The sequence below is a fragment of the Paraburkholderia sp. Ac-20340 genome (assembly GCF_017104965.1).
Lineage (GTDB): Bacteria > Pseudomonadota > Gammaproteobacteria > Burkholderiales > Burkholderiaceae > Paraburkholderia.
Genome location: NZ_JAAGPR010000004.1, coordinates 167,776 through 186,008 on the forward strand (window position 1 = coordinate 167,776; position 18,233 = coordinate 186,008).

At 61.3% G+C, this 18,233-nt stretch carries 17 protein-coding genes and 1 pseudogene; 9 read left to right on the plus strand and 9 right to left on the minus strand.

What is annotated here, in order from left to right:
- Positions 1 to 102: 102 nt before the first annotated feature.
- From G3N59_RS07975 to G3N59_RS07985, 3 genes are all read right to left on the minus strand, one after another.
- Entirely contained in the window at positions 103 to 1,143 is a 1,041-nt protein-coding gene (locus tag G3N59_RS07975) for a FecR domain-containing protein (RefSeq protein WP_205982021.1), read from the minus strand.
- Between the two features lie 79 nt (positions 1,144 to 1,222).
- A complete protein-coding gene (locus tag G3N59_RS07980) occupies positions 1,223 to 1,780 on the minus strand; it encodes a sigma-70 family RNA polymerase sigma factor (protein WP_205982022.1) in 558 nt (185 codons plus the stop codon).
- A gap of 257 nt (positions 1,781 to 2,037) precedes the next feature.
- Positions 2,038 to 2,940, minus strand: a complete 903-nt coding sequence (locus G3N59_RS07985; RefSeq protein ID WP_205982023.1) for a LysR substrate-binding domain-containing protein — start codon at positions 2,938 to 2,940, stop codon at positions 2,038 to 2,040.
- Positions 2,941 to 3,103: 163 nt separating this feature from the next.
- On the opposite strand from G3N59_RS07985, the gene G3N59_RS07990 reads away from it, so the two are divergent.
- The 3 genes from G3N59_RS07990 (at position 3,104) to G3N59_RS08000 (ending at position 7,564) form a co-directional block, all read left to right on the plus strand.
- Positions 3,104 to 4,603 carry a UbiD family decarboxylase gene (locus G3N59_RS07990; protein WP_205982024.1) on the plus strand — a complete coding sequence of 500 codons (1,500 nt, stop codon included), beginning with the start codon at positions 3,104 to 3,106 and terminating at the stop codon, positions 4,601 to 4,603.
- 170 nt (positions 4,604 to 4,773) lie between these two features.
- A complete protein-coding gene (locus G3N59_RS07995) occupies positions 4,774 to 6,687 on the plus strand; it encodes an FUSC family protein (RefSeq protein WP_205982025.1) in 1,914 nt (637 codons plus the stop codon).
- Positions 6,688 to 7,282: 595 nt separating this feature from the next.
- Positions 7,283 to 7,564 carry a hypothetical protein gene (locus tag G3N59_RS08000; protein ID WP_205982026.1) on the plus strand — a complete coding sequence of 94 codons (282 nt, stop codon included), beginning with the start codon at positions 7,283 to 7,285 and terminating at the stop codon, positions 7,562 to 7,564.
- Between the two features lie 211 nt (positions 7,565 to 7,775).
- Here the strand turns inward: G3N59_RS08000 and G3N59_RS08005 are convergent, their stop codons facing one another.
- Both G3N59_RS08005 and G3N59_RS08010 read right to left on the minus strand, forming a co-directional pair.
- Positions 7,776 to 8,504, minus strand: coding sequence for an OmpW family outer membrane protein (locus tag G3N59_RS08005; protein WP_205982256.1), 729 nt, complete (start codon positions 8,502 to 8,504; stop codon positions 7,776 to 7,778).
- A gap of 214 nt (positions 8,505 to 8,718) precedes the next feature.
- Complete coding sequence (locus tag G3N59_RS08010; RefSeq protein ID WP_205982027.1) at positions 8,719 to 9,297, minus strand: DUF2878 domain-containing protein; 579 nt, start codon at positions 9,295 to 9,297, stop codon at positions 8,719 to 8,721.
- Positions 9,298 to 9,630: 333 nt separating this feature from the next.
- On the opposite strand from G3N59_RS08010, the gene G3N59_RS08015 reads away from it, so the two are divergent.
- The 5 genes from G3N59_RS08015 to G3N59_RS08035 all read left to right on the plus strand — a co-directional run bounded on the left by G3N59_RS08015 (position 9,631) and on the right by G3N59_RS08035 (position 12,958).
- Positions 9,631 to 10,122, plus strand: coding sequence for a chalcone isomerase family protein (locus G3N59_RS08015; RefSeq protein WP_205982257.1), 492 nt, complete (start codon positions 9,631 to 9,633; stop codon positions 10,120 to 10,122).
- Between the two features lie 68 nt (positions 10,123 to 10,190).
- Positions 10,191 to 11,096: an alpha/beta hydrolase gene (locus G3N59_RS08020; RefSeq protein WP_205982028.1), complete on the plus strand. Its 906-nt coding sequence runs from the start codon at positions 10,191 to 10,193 to the stop codon at positions 11,094 to 11,096.
- A gap of 108 nt (positions 11,097 to 11,204) precedes the next feature.
- Positions 11,205 to 11,459, plus strand: a complete 255-nt coding sequence (locus G3N59_RS08025) for a hypothetical protein (RefSeq protein ID WP_205982029.1) — start codon at positions 11,205 to 11,207, stop codon at positions 11,457 to 11,459.
- Between the two features lie 123 nt (positions 11,460 to 11,582).
- Entirely contained in the window at positions 11,583 to 12,275 is a 693-nt protein-coding gene (locus G3N59_RS08030; protein ID WP_205982030.1) for a hypothetical protein, read from the plus strand.
- 50 nt (positions 12,276 to 12,325) lie between these two features.
- Entirely contained in the window at positions 12,326 to 12,958 is a 633-nt protein-coding gene (locus G3N59_RS08035; RefSeq protein WP_205982031.1) for a hypothetical protein, read from the plus strand.
- 161 nt (positions 12,959 to 13,119) lie between these two features.
- On the opposite strand, the gene G3N59_RS08040 is transcribed toward G3N59_RS08035, so the two are convergent.
- Positions 13,120 to 13,353, minus strand: coding sequence for a pentapeptide MXKDX repeat protein (locus tag G3N59_RS08040; protein ID WP_205982032.1), 234 nt, complete (start codon positions 13,351 to 13,353; stop codon positions 13,120 to 13,122).
- A 237-nt stretch (positions 13,354 to 13,590) separates the two neighbouring features.
- Here G3N59_RS08040 and G3N59_RS08045 point away from each other — a divergent pair.
- Positions 13,591 to 14,304 (plus strand): annotated as a pseudogene (locus tag G3N59_RS08045) (DUF1223 domain-containing protein).
- Between the two features lie 109 nt (positions 14,305 to 14,413).
- Here G3N59_RS08045 and G3N59_RS08050 read toward each other — a convergent pair.
- The 3 genes from G3N59_RS08050 to G3N59_RS08060 all read right to left on the minus strand — a co-directional run bounded on the left by G3N59_RS08050 (position 14,414) and on the right by G3N59_RS08060 (position 18,171).
- Positions 14,414 to 15,628 carry a hypothetical protein gene (locus G3N59_RS08050; protein ID WP_205982033.1) on the minus strand — a complete coding sequence of 405 codons (1,215 nt, stop codon included), beginning with the start codon at positions 15,626 to 15,628 and terminating at the stop codon, positions 14,414 to 14,416.
- 194 nt (positions 15,629 to 15,822) lie between these two features.
- On the minus strand, positions 15,823 to 16,209 hold the full coding sequence (locus G3N59_RS08055) for a hypothetical protein (RefSeq protein ID WP_205982034.1): 387 nt from the start codon (positions 16,207 to 16,209) through the stop codon (positions 15,823 to 15,825).
- A gap of 261 nt (positions 16,210 to 16,470) precedes the next feature.
- The gene (locus G3N59_RS08060) at positions 16,471 to 18,171 is read right to left on the minus strand and encodes a ShlB/FhaC/HecB family hemolysin secretion/activation protein (RefSeq protein ID WP_205982035.1); all 1,701 of its coding nucleotides are present in this window, start codon (positions 18,169 to 18,171) and stop codon (positions 16,471 to 16,473) included.
- Positions 18,172 to 18,233 lie beyond the last annotated feature (62 nt).

Here is an 18,233-nt window from a genome sequence, read left to right on the forward strand (position 1 = left end):
CCAACAAGTAACGAATCAAGAACCATTACCGATGAAGACGCAGCACTGCTGCTAACCCTGACATCGTCCGTTAAAAAAATTTAGAAAGCGTATTCGGGTGCATTAAGCCGCGTGCACGATTTCGATCAGATCGCCGCGCGCACGCAAACGCACCGGCAAAACACGCGGCAATGCGTGTGCGAAGCGGTTCAACTGATGGACGTCGAAGCTGCCAGTGAGGCGCATCGCCGCCACCGCTGGATCGTCGACGACGATATTCGTCGGGCCGTAGCGCGCGAATTCCTGCAGCGCGCGCAACAGCGTCGTGTTGTCGAAACTCACGCGGCCCTCGCGCCAACTGGCGACTTCGCCCCGCGAAATAGCGGCGATCTGCTCGAGCACGCCGGTTTCGTCGGTGGCCACGCTTTGCCCCGCCGTCAGTTCGACCATGCGCGGCGCGGACGCCACGCGCACGCGTCCTTCTTCGACTTCGACGCGCACGTTGCCGTGGACCAGACCAGTTTCCGTGCAACGCACGGAGAAGCGCGTGCCCACCACCGTCACGGTCACGGCGCGCGCCAGCACATCGAAACGGCAATCGGGATTGGATTGCACGGTGAACATCGCCTGCCCGCGCAGCAGGCGCACTTCACGTCGATGGCGGTATAGCCGCACTTCGGCGTGCGTATCGGTGTCCAGTTCCATGGTGCTGCCGTCGGGTAGCGCAACGGTCTGGAGTTCGCCACGGCGCGTCTCGTAGACCGCGCTGAACGTGGGGACCTTCTGCCAGTATTTCCAGCCGATCACGCCTGCACCCACAGCCGCGAATGCCGTCCCCGCCACCGCGAAGCGCGGCATGAAGGCACGGCGCGCGGGTGAGGCCAATGCAGCCGTTCGCGCGCGCTTAGGCTTCGCATCGCGCTGGACTTCGGCGCGCAGGCGCGCAACCTCGTGCTGCGGAATCTCATCGAGTGCTTGCCAGATCTCCGCGAGTTGCTCGAACGCGCGCCGGTGCGCCGCGCTGTGCGCGAGCCATGTCTGCAACGCCGCTTCGTCTCGCGCATTCAGGCCGCTCTGGCGACGCGCGAGCCACGCGGCGGCCTGCTCTTCCACAGCGGGATCGGTCGTCGTGGAGACTTCGGATTCGGGTTGAGGTCGTTCCATCGTCATATCGTCAGCGCGTATACCCATGAAGACGCGCGACAGGGCAAAAACCTGACATCGGGGAAACTTGCATTGTGGTTTATTCGGCGCTGCCGGTGCACGCTTCGGCTTGCGCTTCGGTCCGCGTTTGATTCTGCTGATCGGTCGCGCCGTCGAACGCCGTCAGCCCTTGCTTGCAGGCGAGCAGGCCGCGAATGATGTGCTTTTCGACCATATTGCGCGAGATGCCCATGCGGGCGGCCACGTCGTTATGGCTCAGGCCGTCGAACTTGTGCAGCACGAAGGCCTCGCGGCAACGCGGCGGCAGCGCATCGATCGCGGCCACGAGCGCACGCGTGCGCTGCGACGATTCCCACACGTGCTCGGGCTGGCTCGACACATGCGCGGCGGGCTCGTCGATATCGTCGAGTTCTTCGACGACCGATTGAGCGCGGACTGTAGCACGCCGGTGCGTATCGATGACCAGATTGCGCGCCGTGCGGTAAAGCAAGCCGCGCGGATCGAGAATGGTCGCGCCGGAATCGCGCAGCGAGAGGACGCGAACGTAGCTTTCCTGGGCGATATCCGACGCCGTATCGCGGTCTTTCACCAGCCGGCCAAGGAAGTGCAACAGTTCGCGGTAGTAGCGTTCGACCACTGAATCAGTATGAAAGCGTCCTGACCAGGCCGTCCGGCGGATGCCGCGCTAGCTGGAGGATCGATTGTAAATAACAATCATTATCGTTTAAGGCGGCATTAGCTGGCAAGCGGAATGATGCGGGCGGCATCGCTCCGCTATGGAATGTTCGAGAGAAAACTGTGCATGTGCAAAGTTTTCTCGCTAACCCATTGAATTTTAAGGATTTGAAATCTCGAATTAATGGCCGAAGCGGCGGCCTCAAACGCGTCGCGGCATCATTTGCGCGCGCTAATCGCCAGAAAACGCTTGAGCGCGGGCGTTTCCTTTTCCTCGTGCCAGACGAGCCAGAGTTCCGCACGCGCGGGCCGCCCCGCCAGCGGACGCACGACGATTTCCGGCCCGGCAAGCTGCGCGAAATTCTGCGGCACGATGCCATAGCCCAGCCCCGCGGCCACCAGACCCAGGATGCTGCCCACATCGGCAACACGCCACTTCTGCTCCAGCGTCACGCCCGCCTTCGCGGCCAGATTCGCGACGACATTCATGATGCCCACGTGTTCAGGATCGGGAAAACCGATCATGGGCTCCGCCACCAGCCGCGCCACCGGAATTTTTTCGAGCGAGGCGAGCGCATGCCCGGCCGGCAGGATCACCACCAGTTCCTGGGTCGAATGCACGCGATGTTTGAGCGGCAACCCTTCCGGCACCGGCGCGCGCACCAGCGCCACGTCGATCTCGCCCGCCACCAGCGCCTTGCAGAGCTCGCCCAGGCTGTCGTCGCGCAGCGTCAGTTCGACGTGGGGATGCTGCTCGCGCATGGCGCGCAGTTGCAGCGGAAAACTGCGCTCGAACATCGCCGAAGGCACATAGCCGACCGAAAGCCGCCCCATCTCGCCGCGCGCGGTACGTCGCACCGAATCGATCGCCTGCCCATGCAGCGCGAGAAGTTTTTGCGCCTCGGCCCGAAAGGCCTCGCCCGCCGTGGTGAGGTCGATGCCGCGTTTGCGGCGGTTGAAGAGGCGCACGCCCAGCGCCTCTTCGAGCCCTTTGATCTGCTGGCTGAGCGCGGGCTGCGCCACGCCGAGTTGATCGGCGGCACGCGCCATATGCAGCGTTTCGCACACGGCCAGGAACACCTGAAGGCGGCGCAGGGAAGCGGAAGTGAGCAAGGAATCCATAAGCGCGAGCTTATCAATATCGCCGGTCCATGTATATCGATCTTTGGCCACGCAAATTGCATACTTTTTCTCACGCAGCGACGCCGCCTCATCGCCAGCAGACCAACAGTCAAGCAGCTTGACGCGGCGTCCGATTCCCCTTGCCAACCTGGAGATTCCGACCATGAGCGAACCGATTCTCACCGCCGCCGACGTAACCGATCTGCGTTCCGCCATCGCCCTGCTCAAGCAGCACGAAGGCGAGTACGTGGAAACCAGCGAACCTGTCGATCCCGAAGCGGAACTGTCGGGCGTCTATCGTTACGTAGGCGCGGGTGGCACCACCGCGCGCCCCACGAAGAAAGGCGGCCCGGCGATGGTGTTCAACACCGTGAAGGGCTTCCCGGCGTTCCGCGTTGCGATCGGCATGCTCGGGTCGCGCCAGCGCGTCGCTCGGCTGCTGGGCGCCGCGCCCGAAAAACTCGGCTTTCTGCTGCAGGATTCGGTGCAACGCCCGATCGACCCGGTGGTCGTCGAGGCCTCGCGCGCCCAGTGCCAGGAAGTCGTGCATCGCGCCGACGATCCCGGCTTCGATCTGCGCACGCTGCTGCCTGCGCCCACCAATACGCCCGAAGATGCGGGCCCGTATCTGACGATGGGGCTGTGCTATGCGGCCGATCCGGAAACCGGCGAACACGACGTGACGATCCACCGTCTGTGCGTGCAGAGCAAGGACGAATTGACGATGTGGCTCACGCCGGGCCGCCATATCGACGCCTTTCGCATGAAGGCCGAAGCAGCAGGCAAACCGCTGCCGATCTCGATCAGCATCGGCGTCGATCCGGCGATCTACGTGGCCGCCTGTTTCGAGCCGCCGACCACGCCGCTGGGTTTCGACGAGCTGAAGATCGCCGGTGCCTTGCGCGGCCGTCCGGTCGAACTCTCGAAGTGTCTGACGATCGATGCGCGCGCCATCGCCCATGCTGAGATCGTGATCGAAGGCGAATTGCTGCCGAACGTGCGCATTCGCGAAGACCAGAACACCGACACGCGCAAGGCCATGCCCGAATTCCCCGGCTATACCGGCGAAGCGAAGGAAGCACTGCCGGTCATCAAGGTGAAGGCCGTCACGCACCGCCTGAACCCGATCCTGCAGACCACCATGGGCCCGGGCGAAGAGCACGTCAACATGGCGGGCATTCCCACCGAAGCCAGCATTCTGCAGATGGTCGAGCGCGCCATGCCGGGCAAGCTGCTCAACGTGTTCGCGCACACCTCGGGCGGCGGCAAGCTGCTGGCGGTGATGCAGTTCAAGAAGAGCGCGCCGGTCGACGAAGGGCGTCACCGCCAGGCGGCATTGCTCGCGTTCGCGGCGTTCCCGGAACTCAAGCACGTGATGCTCGTCGATGAAGACGTCGATATCTTCGATACCGACGATGTGCTCTGGGCCATGCAGACGCGTTATCAAGGCGACGTGAGCACGATCTTCATTCCGGGCGTGCGCTGCCATCCGCTCGATCCGTCGCAGACGCCCGCGTACAGCCCGAGCATTCTCGAAGTGGGCAACTCGTGCAAGACGATCTTCGACTGCACCGTGCCATTCAAGCTCAAGCACGAATTCGAGCGCTCGAAGTTCCTCGACGTCGATGTGAACCGCTTCCTGCCGGGTTTCAACGCGCGCTAAGCCGCCGCACCAGGCTTCTCCCTGTCGTATCCTGACCATCGCCGCCGCCTTTGCACCCAAGCGGCGGCGCGACCGGATGCGACGATCCGATCGAACGACGCATCGAACAGCGGCTGCTGTATCGAGCCGCTATCATCGTGTCCGGCGCACGACTGAACAAGGTCGATCCTATGAATACTCCCTCGCCGTCTGGCATCGCCGCCCTGCTTCGCCAGCCGTTTGCCGTTTTTCGCGCGCTCTGCGCGCTTGCCTCCCTGCTCGCCTCGCCTGCCGCGAAGCGACGCTTCCCCTTCGCCGTGCGCGCCGGTCTGTGCTGCGGCATCCCCGTGATGATCGGCTGGTTCGCCGGCGACATCCAGGCGGGCCTGCTCGCCACCATCGGCTCCTTTACCGCGCTGTACGGCAGCGATCGTCCCTATCGCAATCGCGCGCTGCATCTCGCCGTCATTGCGGTGGCGCTGGCCGCGGTGGTGTCGCTGGGCATCTGCGTGGCGCCTCACAAGGCGTTGGCGGTGTTCGTCGTCGCGCTGATTGCCGCGCTGGCGACCTTCGTCTGCAATTCGCTGCGCATCGGCCCGCCTGGCGCGTATATGTTTGCGCTGGCCTGCGCGAGCGGCACCGGCATGGCCGCGAGCGGCGCCGATCCGGTTCGCAGCGGCCTTTACGTGCTGTGCGGCGGGATCGTTTCGTGGCTCGCGCATATGGCGGGCGCGCTGATCGATCGCCGCGGCCCCGAACGCGCGGCCACCGCCACCGCCGCCGATGCGGTCGCCGCCTTCGCCGAAGCGAGCGGCGCGCCGCAACGCATCGCGGCACGCCACCGGGCCGCACGCGCGCTCGACGATGCGTGGACTACGCTCGCGACGTGGCAGTCTCCGCACAGCACGCAGGCGGGCCGCGATCCGGTGCTCGATGCTTTGCGGCGCCAGGCTCGCCGCCTGCACACGATCTTCTCGCAACTGCTCACCGATTCTGCCGTGCACGATCAACAGCAAACCCATCGCGATGAATTCGCCCGGCTCGCGAGCGAAGCGCATTACCTGGGCGGCGAAGCGCGTCACGCGGCGCAACCCTTCGCGCCCGCCGACGCCCTGAGCGATCCGCGCCATCATCGCAGCGCGTGGGCCGAGTTGAAGGACCATATCGTGCCGTGGTCCAACCCACTGCTGCTCGCGGCGCGCGTGGGCGTCGCCACGCTGATCGCGGGCGGCATCGGCGTGGCGCTCGGGCTCGACCGCGCCTATTGGGGCATGGCGGCCGTGGTCGTCGTGCTCAATCAGGCGTATGGCTGGCCGGGCACGTTTCGGCGCGCGTGTTATCGCGTGCTTGGCACGCTCGCCGGACTGGGGCTGGCGTGGGCGGTGCTCGCGTTGCATCCGCAGGGTTTGTGGATCGCCGCAGCGGTGGGGCTGCTGCAATTCGCCATCGAGATCTGGGTGGTGCTGCAATACGCCATCGCGGCCATCTTCATCACCTCGAATGCGCTGACGATCGCTGCAGGCGGACACGGTTTTCCCGCCATCACGCATCTGTTCAGCGCGCGTGCGCTCGATACGGCGATCGGCTGTGCGGTCGCGCTGGCCGTGTTTCTCTTCACGGTGCGCCGCTCGGCGCATCATCAGCTTCGCAGCGAAATGGCGCGCACGCTGGCCGCCGCGCAGCGCGTGCTGCGCTGCCTCTCGCACGGCGATGCCACCACGCCCGATGCCATCGAAGCGCGGCGCGATCTGCAACATCAGACCATCACGCTGCAACAAGTGTTCGAAGCCGATGGCCCCGCCCTGCAACGGCAACCGCAACTCGCACGCACCTTGGGCCGCACGGCCGCCGCCACGCAGCGGCTCGTGTATCGCTTGATGAATGCGTGCTGGGAACTGGAAGCCGCTCGTGAACACGATGGCGTTGCGCTGCGACCTGCCACTGCCGCTACGGGTTTCGCCGACTGCGTGCTCGTGCAGGAGTGGCTCGAAGTCGTGAAAATCAACGTGAGCGGTCATGCAGCGCAGCCCTGGCCGGATCGCTATCCGGTGTTCCTCAACGAAGAAATCGTCGAATTGAGCAGCGCGGCGCGCGAAACGACGTAATCGTTGCTGCGGCATGGCAATGCATGCCATGCCGCAAATCTTATCGGCGCGAGGGAAAGCCAGCATGCGCCTGGTCGCTATACCGTAGGGCAGGCCCGCTTGTGGATCAATGGCCCAGCTCTACACACCTTCTGCGTCATCCACATGAACGGCCGTGGGACGCGACGCTTCAGCAGACCGGATCATTACCAAATATTCGGCTCTGCAAAAAATGATGCGATTTCAACGCACTCTAGCTCTGCGCGCCGCGCTGCTTATCGCGCGACGAATTGAATGAGATTGAGACGAATGAAAAAGCCGATGCCATCCGAATCAAAAAATCGACGAAAACGTTTGGCAGTTCTTGCACGCGCACGCCCCTATCCATACGAATAGGATGCAAAGTCCTCTCCATGGAAGTACTTTAGCTACGCGTCTGGATCAAGACGCGTCGTCAAGATAATTCAACATCGATGTTCTATAGCTGTCCTGATGTTATGAATTCTCTTGAAACGCTTCTTTAGATATTCGAAAAATAATGAAGGTGTCCCCGCCTGATTCGGCTGCGACAGAGACGGGGAAATTTCAATGCAGCCACACGCAAAGGTGAAAAATAATGTCGACGTCATTGGTTGGCGGCTGGTCTGCTTTTAACTTCGAAATCACGTCTTCCGCACGAGAAGTGTTTCAGGAAGCGATCGGGCATCTGGTGGGCGTGAGCTATACGCCGTTTGCTTTCGCGACTCAGGTGGTGGCAGGGACGAACTATTCTTTCCTCTCGCAAGCCAAAACCGTCGTGCCGGAAGCCGGGCTGCGCGTGGTGCGCGTGCACATCTATCAACCGCTTCCGGGCAAGGGCGAACCGCATGTGACGCAGATCATCGCGATCGAGCCGTAATCGCCAGAGCCAGATCGAGTCTATGACTTGATCCTGGATCGCAAAGATCATTCAGCGCGTGAAATAGCCGTACGACCTGTCGCTGAGTGATTCGTGTAGATCAGTCAATGCAACACACACGCTGCCCAGGCAGCGCGCGTGTTGCATTGTCCGTTTACGTTTTAAATTAAAAGACATCAAGACGCGCATTGAAAACGCCGCTAAATCAGGCTTAGAAGTGGTAGCCCACGGAGAGGTACGTGATCAACGGATCGACATGGATCTTCGATCGGCTGGTCACTGTGCCAACACTCGAGTGCGTTGTCAGTGTGGCGCGCGTCGAGAGCCACATGTACGAGACCGAAGCATTCAAAGACCAGTGTTCGTTGATGTTGTAGACGAGACCCGCATTAATCACTGGAGCAAATGAGCTGCTAAGCTTCGCAGTCGTTGGCCCTTCGAGCGCCGACTGGTAGGCGGACGAGTAGAGGAAAGTGCCACTGGACATCGCTCCGCTCAGCTTCACACCGCTATACCAGACGTACGCGCCGCCCGCGCCTACATACGGTCGGAAACGACTCTTCGCATTAAAGAAATAATATTTCGCGAGTAGCGTCGGGCTCCATTCATATGCCTTGCCCAATTGGCCGATCCCCGACAGCGTACCGGTGCCCGTCAACTTCATGCGCGGGGGAATGCCAAATACACCTTCGACGGCAATGTGATCGGTGAAAAAGTAAGTCGCTGTGAGGCCGAGGGTATCCGCGTCGCTAACATCCGCACTCGACCCGCTCGCCGTCGATGTTGTACCCAGCGCGCTGATGGAAAACGGCTGACTCGAAACCTGGGGTGCGAGATGAAACCACCCGACGTTCGCGACGAAATCGCCCGCGCTTTGAGCGAAAGTCGACGTGCTTGAAATAAGCGCAGCGGTGGCTGCAAAGATGTGGCGCTTCAACATATGTCTCTCTTCTTTTGTAGTTAGTGCGCTGGCGATTTTATGCGCTAAGTTTTTCATGCAAAAGAAGTTCATCTGGTGGAGACACTCTGGAAATTTGAAAGGAATTTGACCGGGCTATACGCGAAATGCGCCAGTGATCGAGAGTCGGCTCGACCTGGGATCGAAGCGCATCGAGCGGTTGCCGGCTGCAACCACTCACTCGATAAGCCGCGTTCTACTGCTGGCGATCCAATGGGCTGGCCGGACCCGACATACCGTCCCAGCGCTCTGCCAGCCAAAGCGAGGCAGGCAATATGATCGACCACCCCAACGCCAGCGCACAGAACGCGGCCATGGGTTGTGCGAAGTGCACAGCGCCGAGCGCCGCCCCGGCACGAAACGATAGCGGGCCGCCTGCAGCGCCTAGCAAGGCGGCGAGCCAGCAGCGCTCGCGCAGCCAGATAAAGACGATGTTCAGCTGCACGGCGAATAACATCCACAGTGCGGCTATCCATAAAGGCGCATGTACGAGGATCGACGGGCGGGCAGGATACACGAGCCAGCCCGTGCTGGCCAGCAGGCTATCCCACATCCATCCGGCCAACGTCACTACGACAACGACCCGAGCTTCGCTCCACGGTCGCATCGCACGCAGCAGGTGCCAACCCGCGATTGCTGCGGCGCAGATCAGCCCAGGTACGGCATTGGCGCGCGCCCCAGCCAACACGGTCACGAACCATGCGCCCTGACACACCACGAAATACCGGATGGCAAGTCCCGTCGATGACCGGTTCCGCGACGGCAATGGTGGCATCGGCAAAGCCTCCTCTTCAAACGCAGGTGCATGGCGTACGGCACTGACGAACGCATCAAGCCTACCTCGGTTTGTCCAGCAGAATGGCCGCGCTCAAACGGCCGCGGCATCTGGCTGAATTTGTCTGCATCCATCTGTGCGTGTCGCACGTAAATAGCCGAACACCCCTGCCTGGCCAAGAGGAGATGAGCCGCCATGTTCCCCGGAACCCGTTCAGCACTCGCAGCGCCACGAATCACCACGATGGACGGCGCGATATTTGCTGCTCGTACCGCTGCCGTCCAGCGCGCAGGCACCCTGCGACTCCTGTTCGCCCGGGCGGCCTTCGCCGCGATGATTGCCTGCATTACCGCCGCCGCGAGCGCAGGCTGTCGCGAAGATGTGCCGCAGGCGCATCTGATCGGGCAAGGTCCGTTCTGCATCTTCGGCTTTTGTCTTTATGACGCGCAACTCTGGGCGGCGCACCCGCCGCAGGCATTCGACGAGCCCTTCGCGCTGCTTTTGACCTATCGTCGGACGATAACAGCGCAGAGGCTGGTCGACGCAGGAATGGGCGAGATCGAGCGTCTCGCGCCGTCGCCTTTGCCTGCGGCCACACTCGTCGGATGGCGCAAGGAGATGGCGCGCGCCTTCAAGGATGTCGCGCCAGGCGACGAGTTATGTGGCGTCTTCCTGCCTGGTCGCGGCGCGCGCTTCTACGCCAATGGCCTGCTCACCACCGAAGTGGACGATCCGTCCTTTGCGCTGGCATTTTTTCGCATCTGGCTCGACCCCGATACGCGCGCCGCCCGCTTGCGGAAAAACCTGCTTGGTCTGAGCCAATAGGGCGCAAGCCACGATCCTTACGATCCACTTCAACAACTTTCAACAGCTTCACGCGAGGGGTTGCAGGTATGAAGATTCGACTCGCGAGTCTGGCTGCCGGTGCAGCCGTCGCCGCATCGTCGGTCATGTGGGCCGCGCTTCATCCGGTCGTGCTGCTCAACGCCATGGTGCCGCGCACCGACTACAACAGATTTATCGGCATGCCCTATGGACAAGACGCGCGTCAGCGCATCGACGTCTACCAACCCCGTGCGGATCGATCAGGGTCAATTCAAAACGCCCATCGCGCGATCGTTGTGTTTTTCTATGGCGGTAGCTGGCAAGGCGGCAACCGCAAGGATTACCGCTTCGTCGGCGAAGCCCTTGCATCGCGGGGTTTTGTGGTGGCGATTCCCGATTACCGGGTCTATCCGCAGGTCGTGTTTCCCGGCTTTATGCACGACGCCGCCGAGGCTGTCCGCTGGGCAAGCGATCACGCCGCGATGTACGGCGCCGATCCCGCGCGAATTTTCTTGATGGGACATTCCGCCGGTGCGCAAATCGCCCTGCTGCTGGCCACCGACCGGTCGTGGCTCGCGCAAGCAGGTGTTTCACCCCGCGCTTTAGCGGGGGCAATCGGGCTGGCTGGCCCCTATGATTTCCTGCCGCTGACCGACCCAACGCTCATGCGCGTTTTCCCGCTCACAGTGCGCGCCGCCAGTCAGCCGATCAGTTTCATCGAGGGCGGCGAGCCGCCTGTCTTTCTCGCCGCTGGCTTACGGGACACCTCGGTCGATCCCGCGAATACCGCGCGTATGGCCAGAAAACTACGCGAACAGGGTGACCTGGTGGAAGTGCACGAATATGCGACGCTATCGCACGAAATGACGATAGGCATGCTCGCCGCGCCCTTGCGGGCACTCGCGCCTGTTATCCCAATCGCACCGATACTCGACGACATCACCGCATTCATTCACCGTCATCCGTTTCGATAGTGGCTCATTTCGCGCTGGCACTCAAAAAACATGCATCCGGCAAACGGTCTCCCACGTAACTCCGGTATTGCGCCACCGTTCAGGTGGAGCCTCACCAGGAGCCAGTCGATGAAAACGCTGATGACGATGGTTGCAGCCCTCGTAGCCATGACGGGCGGCTTACTTCCTCATGCCGGATACGCCGCAGGCAACGCCCATAGTGCAGCAACGGCAGGCATGACCTGGCACGGCGACCCGATATCCGGTCCAACGAGCCCGCTGCCCCAGACGCAGCAAGCGCAGCTTGCAGGGAAAAATCAGACAACTGGCATGCCCGCCGATCCGTCGACGATGCAAACGGCCCCGGCCAAAAACGGACAATAAATGCCCGCGATGGCCGCATCCGATTTAGTTCGGATTACGTATAAACGTTTGCCATCCCGCTGATGGTGTTTATCGCCCCGCGTCGGGAAACAGCGTTGCGATGGCCTTGTCAGGAGACAGTTCATGAAACGTTCTATTGGCATCGCGATTGCTGTGGCAACGCTCGCCTCGCTCAGTGCCTGTGGCGGCGGTAATGACGTGACGGCGACGCGAGTGGTCCAACACCCGGAAAATCAGGCGATATGGTCCGCGCTTGGCGGGGATTCGGCGGCGCCAGCAGCCGTGTCTGGTATCGTCAGCGCCGCGGCCACCGGGCTTCTGGCCGATCCTGTCGAGGCCCCTTACTTCGCGGCGGTCTCCGGCAACACCACTCACAGCAGTGCTGCCCATGACACGCCCGCCAGACTCGAAGCCTGTCTGACGCTGCAGTTCGAATCGCTGCTCGGCGGCCCTTACACCTATCCCGGCCCGGTCAAGGTGGCCGGCGATACCGACGCCCAACCCGAGATGTGCCAGGACATGACGACCGCTCATAACGATGTCGGCGCGCCTGGCTGCGTATTCGATCAGTTCATGGTGGATCTGGTGGCGACGCTGCAAAGCAAACTGCCAGCCGCAGACTTTGCCGCATTGACCTCGACGACCAATGGAACATACGCGCTCACCGAGAAAAATTCGGCCGGCATTGCGGTGGGCACCCAATTCCAGTACAGCGCGGTGCCGATCTTGTTCAACCTGCGTAGCACCATCATCAATGCGACGCCAGGCGGCCCGGTCTATCTGTCTCCGACGGTTGCAACGTCATGTTCCAGCTAGGCGCTGCGCGCACGACGCGCCTCATTACCGGGATCGCGGCAGTGACTTGCATGAGCGTCGCAGCCATTGGCTGGATGCACACGTCACAGGGTCGGGAGGTTCTGGCGAAGCTGGGTATCGCATGTCCGGTCAATAGCATCGATCCCCATGTTGTGCTCGCGATCCAGCAGAACGCCATCTCGCGTGAACGAGGTGCAACTGCGGCACCCGAGCGACCGGCGTTTGGATTGCTGCTTGACCGCAGTACCGAGGCCCAGGTAGCCGACAAGATGTCCCACGAAAACGTCCATTGCGATGAACTTTCACGTGGGCTGCGCTACCTGCGATGCCGTGGCGTGCCTGCGCAACTCCTCGGCACGAACGGGCCGCCCGTGAGCGAAATATGGTTTAGCTTTGGACCGGCGCACACACTGATGGCGATCAATCTGTACCGCCGTGACATGACCGAAACCGAGGCCCGGCAGAGCTGGAAGATCGCCGTGGAAAACCTCAGGCATGCGCTCGGCTTTCCAACATCGACGTCTGGCGACACAACCCTGACGTCGTTGATGGAAAAACCCGTGGCGGTCGCGCGGGTGAACTATGCCTATTCGGACTACGTGGCGACGGTGACAGCGTCTCACATGCCCTACGGTGGGCTGGCAGTGCGCGAGCAATACATGTCGGCCAGGGCGGCAGAATAAAAGCCCACGCTGAATTCTGCGGTCCCTGGCCCTACGTGAGGAAGCGACGGATGCTTTGCCGGCTCCGTCGCTTTCGCCCTCTTTCGCCCCTTTTCTCCCCTTTTCGCCCCGCTGGTGGATGGCAGCTTGCCCGCCATCAGCGCTCGCATCGTATGCGCTGACTATTGCGACATCGAGCCAGACGCCGCGTGATCCATACCCATCGCATCGTGCTTCTTCATCTTGCTGCTTTTCTTCATCGAATCGTGCGACATGCTCTTCTTGCTCATCGTGTCGTGCGACATGGCATCCTTGCCCATCGTGTCGTTGGACATCGCGCCGCTTGCCTGCGCAAACGCTGCCGATGCGCCCATTGCCAGTGCCGCTGCGAGTACGGTCGTGATGATGCGCTTCATTGCTGATCTCCTTGGTGGGTGAAACGGGCATTCGTGCTAGCCCTGATGAACCGATGAACCCAATCGCCGCCCGGGTAGTGATTGGTCGACATGACGATCGGATAAACCTAGTTCGCTGTGGAGCGCGCGAGGGTTACAGTGTTTTGAAATTTTTTTCGGCGTAACGCGGGGCATTGGGTGTAACCGTTTCAATCGGGCGAGCGAATTAGCTATACCGACGTTTTCTGGAGTCACGCCATGCTGGCCCGCTTTCTCATTGCGCTCTGTGCTGCAAACGTCCTCGTATCGCCAGCGTTCGCCGCCGCTCCGCGGCCGGTTGTCGTCGAGCTGTTCACATCGCAGGGCTGTTCATCGTGCCCGCCCGCCGATCTCTTTCTATCGGATCTGAGCGACACGCGCCCGGACGTTCTGCCGCTGGCCTTCCATGTCACTTACTGGAATCAGCTCGGCTGGAAAGACCCCTTTTCTTTCGGCGATGCGGATGCGCGTCAGGCCCGGTAATCGCAACATTTTCGTGACTTTGAATACACGCCGGAAATGGTCATCGATGGCAAGGTCGAGGTCGTGGGCTCGAATCGCGTCGCGGCCAGTTCGGCCATTGATCAGGCGACGCGCAACGTCGAATCATCCGCTGCAGTGAACGCAAAGCGTGAGGGCGGACGCGTTTCGGTAACCATCGGAGCGGGCAACGGACGTGCGCGTGTCGTGCTGGTGGGTTATGACACGCGACGCGTCACCCCGGTCGGACGCGGAGAAAATGCCGGGCGCACACTCACCGAGTCAAACATCGTCCGTGAATTCACATCGATTGGCCAGTGGACAGGCGCGGCGCAGACGTTGAACGCGACCAGCGTCGCGGGTGAGCATCTGGCCGTACTGCTCGAAGCGAGCGACGGTGCGATTGTAGGCGCCGCGCGTGTGGAGGATGTGCCCGAAGGGGCCGCACGTTGATTAATTAGGCTGTTAAATGCAGCTCTCAGGATTACGCGATCTGCTACCGCCATCGAATCGGACTGTCCGAACCGGTCAATCCATGCCGACAAGCAGCGCCGAAGCACCATTAGATAAGCGTCTTGACGACTTTACCGAGAATCGACGCCAGCGGTATCTGCATGGCGAAAACGTACAACATGGGTACGGTCGCCGGAACCGCGACAGCAGCGATTGCGACCTTACTCACCGGAATAAGCCGGATGTTCGCGACAGCGTCGTAGATCGCGTGGATATCCGCAACGGGCCCAAGTTCCGGTGAATCCAGAATCTCTGGCGAGCCGATATCACGCCCCTCGATCCATCGCAAATGCACGAGTCTGTCGTGAAATGCCACAAGACGGCCATACTCAAGAATCGCATTGCTTTTCAATTTACTCAGCGAAACGAAAAGTGGCACGAACGGTATGAGAAAGATCACCGAAGCCAGAACCGCGCTAACCAGAAGCGGAATCTTGATCGCCATCGGGTCCACGCCGTGATAAGTGACGTCATGTGCAAATGCAGCTGCCCCGGCCGCTGATACTGCAAAAACCACGGGACTAAAGACAAATGCCAATCTCTCGACGAATCCCAAACCGCCGACACGATCCGGGTGAGAAGGCACGAGCGATAGCGGCATATGGGCAATCTTCCAGAGCAGCACAAACATCAGGCATCCGCGCCATAGCCATGCCAGAACCAGTATCGTGAATAGCGGTCGAACGACGATGAGAAACCACCAGCCGCCAAAAGGAAGCGCGCTGATTTCGATCTTTTCAATTCCCCAACCTATATCGTCCGGATGACTCAATAAGCTGCCGACAGTGGACCATGCGAACACGGCTCCAAGGATGAAAACCCATGGTAGTGCTCGATCGCGTAAGCGCGCCACCTCTGCAACGCGAGCCCGAAATTCGCTCATCGTGTCGGCTTTCACAATACCGGTGGCGACAAAACCGCGCAGAAACTCCGGGAGCGCTCTATGCGCAATCCCTTCAGCCAGGATCATCATCGGTATCGCGACCAGGCACCGGATATGGAGGCCAAAATGCGAAGCGAGAGAATCCTGACCTGTTCCCGGCGTGGCCCGTCCGGTGACGATCGCCCAGACGGCAATCGGCGCCCACGTGAGCGCAGCAAAGAAAATGGCGCGACGAAGCGTATTCATGCTCGGCCCGACGATCAACCCAAGTCGCCGCTGTGCCCTGAAAATTAGATCGTCTTGCACAATCGAGAGATTCAACGCCTCCTCATCGTCTTTCGTCAGCGCCACGCCGCGCCACTCCTGCTCCGACTCCGGCATTGCTTCCTCCTTTCCAGAAGGTCCGCGCGTATTCAGACGATTCGAACGCTGAATGACTTACGGTTTCCTCATCGAGATTTCAGATCTCGAATAAGCGTGAGAATTCGTACCCGGCGTCATCTGTCTCGCGAGCAACGGAACTGAAAAGACGGCCGCCACATATTTCAGCGAACGGTCAATGGTGCTCGAGACACTCACCTCGATGCACCCGCTACGCTCACTTGCTGGGCATAGGCAAAAACGCGCGCGCGTTCGGCTTCTGCGAGCGTGCGCCGTCTCGTGACAGAGCGGCCGCAAGTCCCGACGCCCATAATTCTGTCGTACTCCGAACGCCGCGTCGCCTTGATGCGCGAGAAAAATTCGTCGCCGGGTAGCCCGTTCTCCGATGCCAGTAGCGCACCGTAATCAACCCAGCGCGGTTCCGCGAGGCGTCTCACGGCCGTTTCGAGCACGTCATAGCGCGTTCGAAGAGGAGACGCCTTGTCGAACAGAAAATGAAAGCGCTTGTAAGGTACGAGCCGTTCCCGCTCTGCAGCAAGCCGAAGCAGGTCGATAACCTGAGTGACACGTTGTTCGTCCATCGCAACTCCGCTCAAGAAACAAGACTTCGCGCAACGCCACGCCGAAAGGCGAAAAGACCCGAGGCCTGCGGCGTGAATATCCCGTTCTTTTAGAGCTTGCGACGAAACTGCACCATAGGGATTTGAGGCAACAGCTTGCCCCGAGGGGCAATTCACCTTTGGCATCCCAATGCCCGAGCGCTCGACGAGCACCGCTTCTGCTGAATCCGTTCGTACGTCCCATCGTGGCACATAGCCAGCAACGCTTCGCCGATCGCCTCGCTAGAACGCCTTGCGCAACTGCGCCCAGCAGTGGACGGACGTATTGGCGTTGGCGCTGAGAATGTCAGGCGTACGGCCGAACGGGAACGCAACGCTGGCGCTAAGCAGCAGCTTGTAAGGGCCATTCCACTGCACGCCAAAGCCCGCGCTGCTTAACTGGCCGGTGTTGGGTCCGGGAACGAATACGTTCTTGTATTGCTGTACCCAGCCGGTATCGACGAAGACAGAAAACTGCCAGATTCCCGGAATCGACTGAAACGCCGCGTCATGACGATATTCGATCGTGGCCAGATAGCCACGTGAGCCGGATAGCACACCCACGTCATAGCCGCGCACGCTATCGGGACCGCCAAGATAGAACTGTTCGGAGGTGTCGAGGTTCTTGCTCGACGTCTGCCCTGAAAAGCCGAAGTACAGCGCGTCGCTGCGCGTGAACTGCTGCAGCCGCGAGAGTGACAGCGACAGCTTGACGTAGTGCCCCGCTGTATCCGCGCCGAGCTGGTCGACGATATCGGTCTGCCAGTTGTTGGCCGCAAGCACGCCATAGGTCATGGCGAGGCGAGCATTGGTCACGCCCATCGAGTCGAGCTGATCGCCTGCGAGAGTGGTCGTCGTGCTGTTCGTGTGGCGATCGTTTTGCAATCCGATGATGTCGATATTGTCGTTGAGCCGGCGGAAGTCGTATTCGATCTGGCCATAGAGATTCCCCTGCGTGTTGCGGATCAAGGGCTGGGCGAGCACGACTCCGCCCACGAAGGCCGAACCGTGCGATTGCAGGTCCGTCAGGTCGTTGCCGAGGTGATAGTTGAGGCCCGAGACGGTGGCGCCAAGCGTCGTCCCCTGCCCGTTGAGCAGATAGCGATAGTCCATGCGTCCATAGGTCATGCCGTGACCGGCGGTCAACGCGCTGAAGTCCAGCAGATCGCCCTGATTGAACAGGCCGTTGATATTCAGGGTGCCGCTGCCGCGCACACGCCCGCTATACGGGTCGCCGAAGTTATCGACGCCAGCATCTCCGGTCACACGCTGCTGCGGCGTCACGTCGACGAGCAGATCGGACGTGCCCACTTGCTGCCCCGGCTTGATTGTCGTATCCACCAGCGCGCCGGGCGTGTCCTGCAGCAACAGCAGCGTGCGCTCGAGTTCGAACTCGCTGACCGGCTGCCCGGCCTGCAGCGCCGCGAGCGTTCTCTGCAGCACGCGATCCGATACGCGGCTCTGGTTATTGAGCGTGACCGCGCCGTAACGGGCCTCGGCGACATCGATACGCACGATGCCGTTGTCGATCGTCTGAGCAGGCACATAAGCGGTCGCGAGCGGATAACCATGCCGGTGATACACGTCGCTGATGCGGTCGGCCAGCGCGTTCAGATCGCCCAGCGTGAGGTTTTTGCCTTCGCTCGGCGCGACCACCGAGTGCAGCAGATCGGTGGGAAGCTCCGTGTTGCCCGTGATCTCGATCGTGCGCACGGGGAAGGTCTTCGTGTTGTCCGGCGGCTCGCTTTTGGGCTGCTGGATCGTAAGGTCGAGATGCGATGGCGGCGCCTGCAGCGAGGGCTGCGGCGCCTGCTGAAGCAGTTGGCCGCTATTGGGCGGCGTCGGCACGCGCACCTGAGCGTGCGCAAAAGGCGTCGACGCACAAAACGCGACGGCCAGACAGATTCGTGTTTTGCGCAGGCGCTTCGAGCCAGTCTCGATCATGGTATGAAGTTGTCGTGAGCCGCGCGCATGCGCGAGCGTTGTGGTTCTCCTCCACCCGTGGC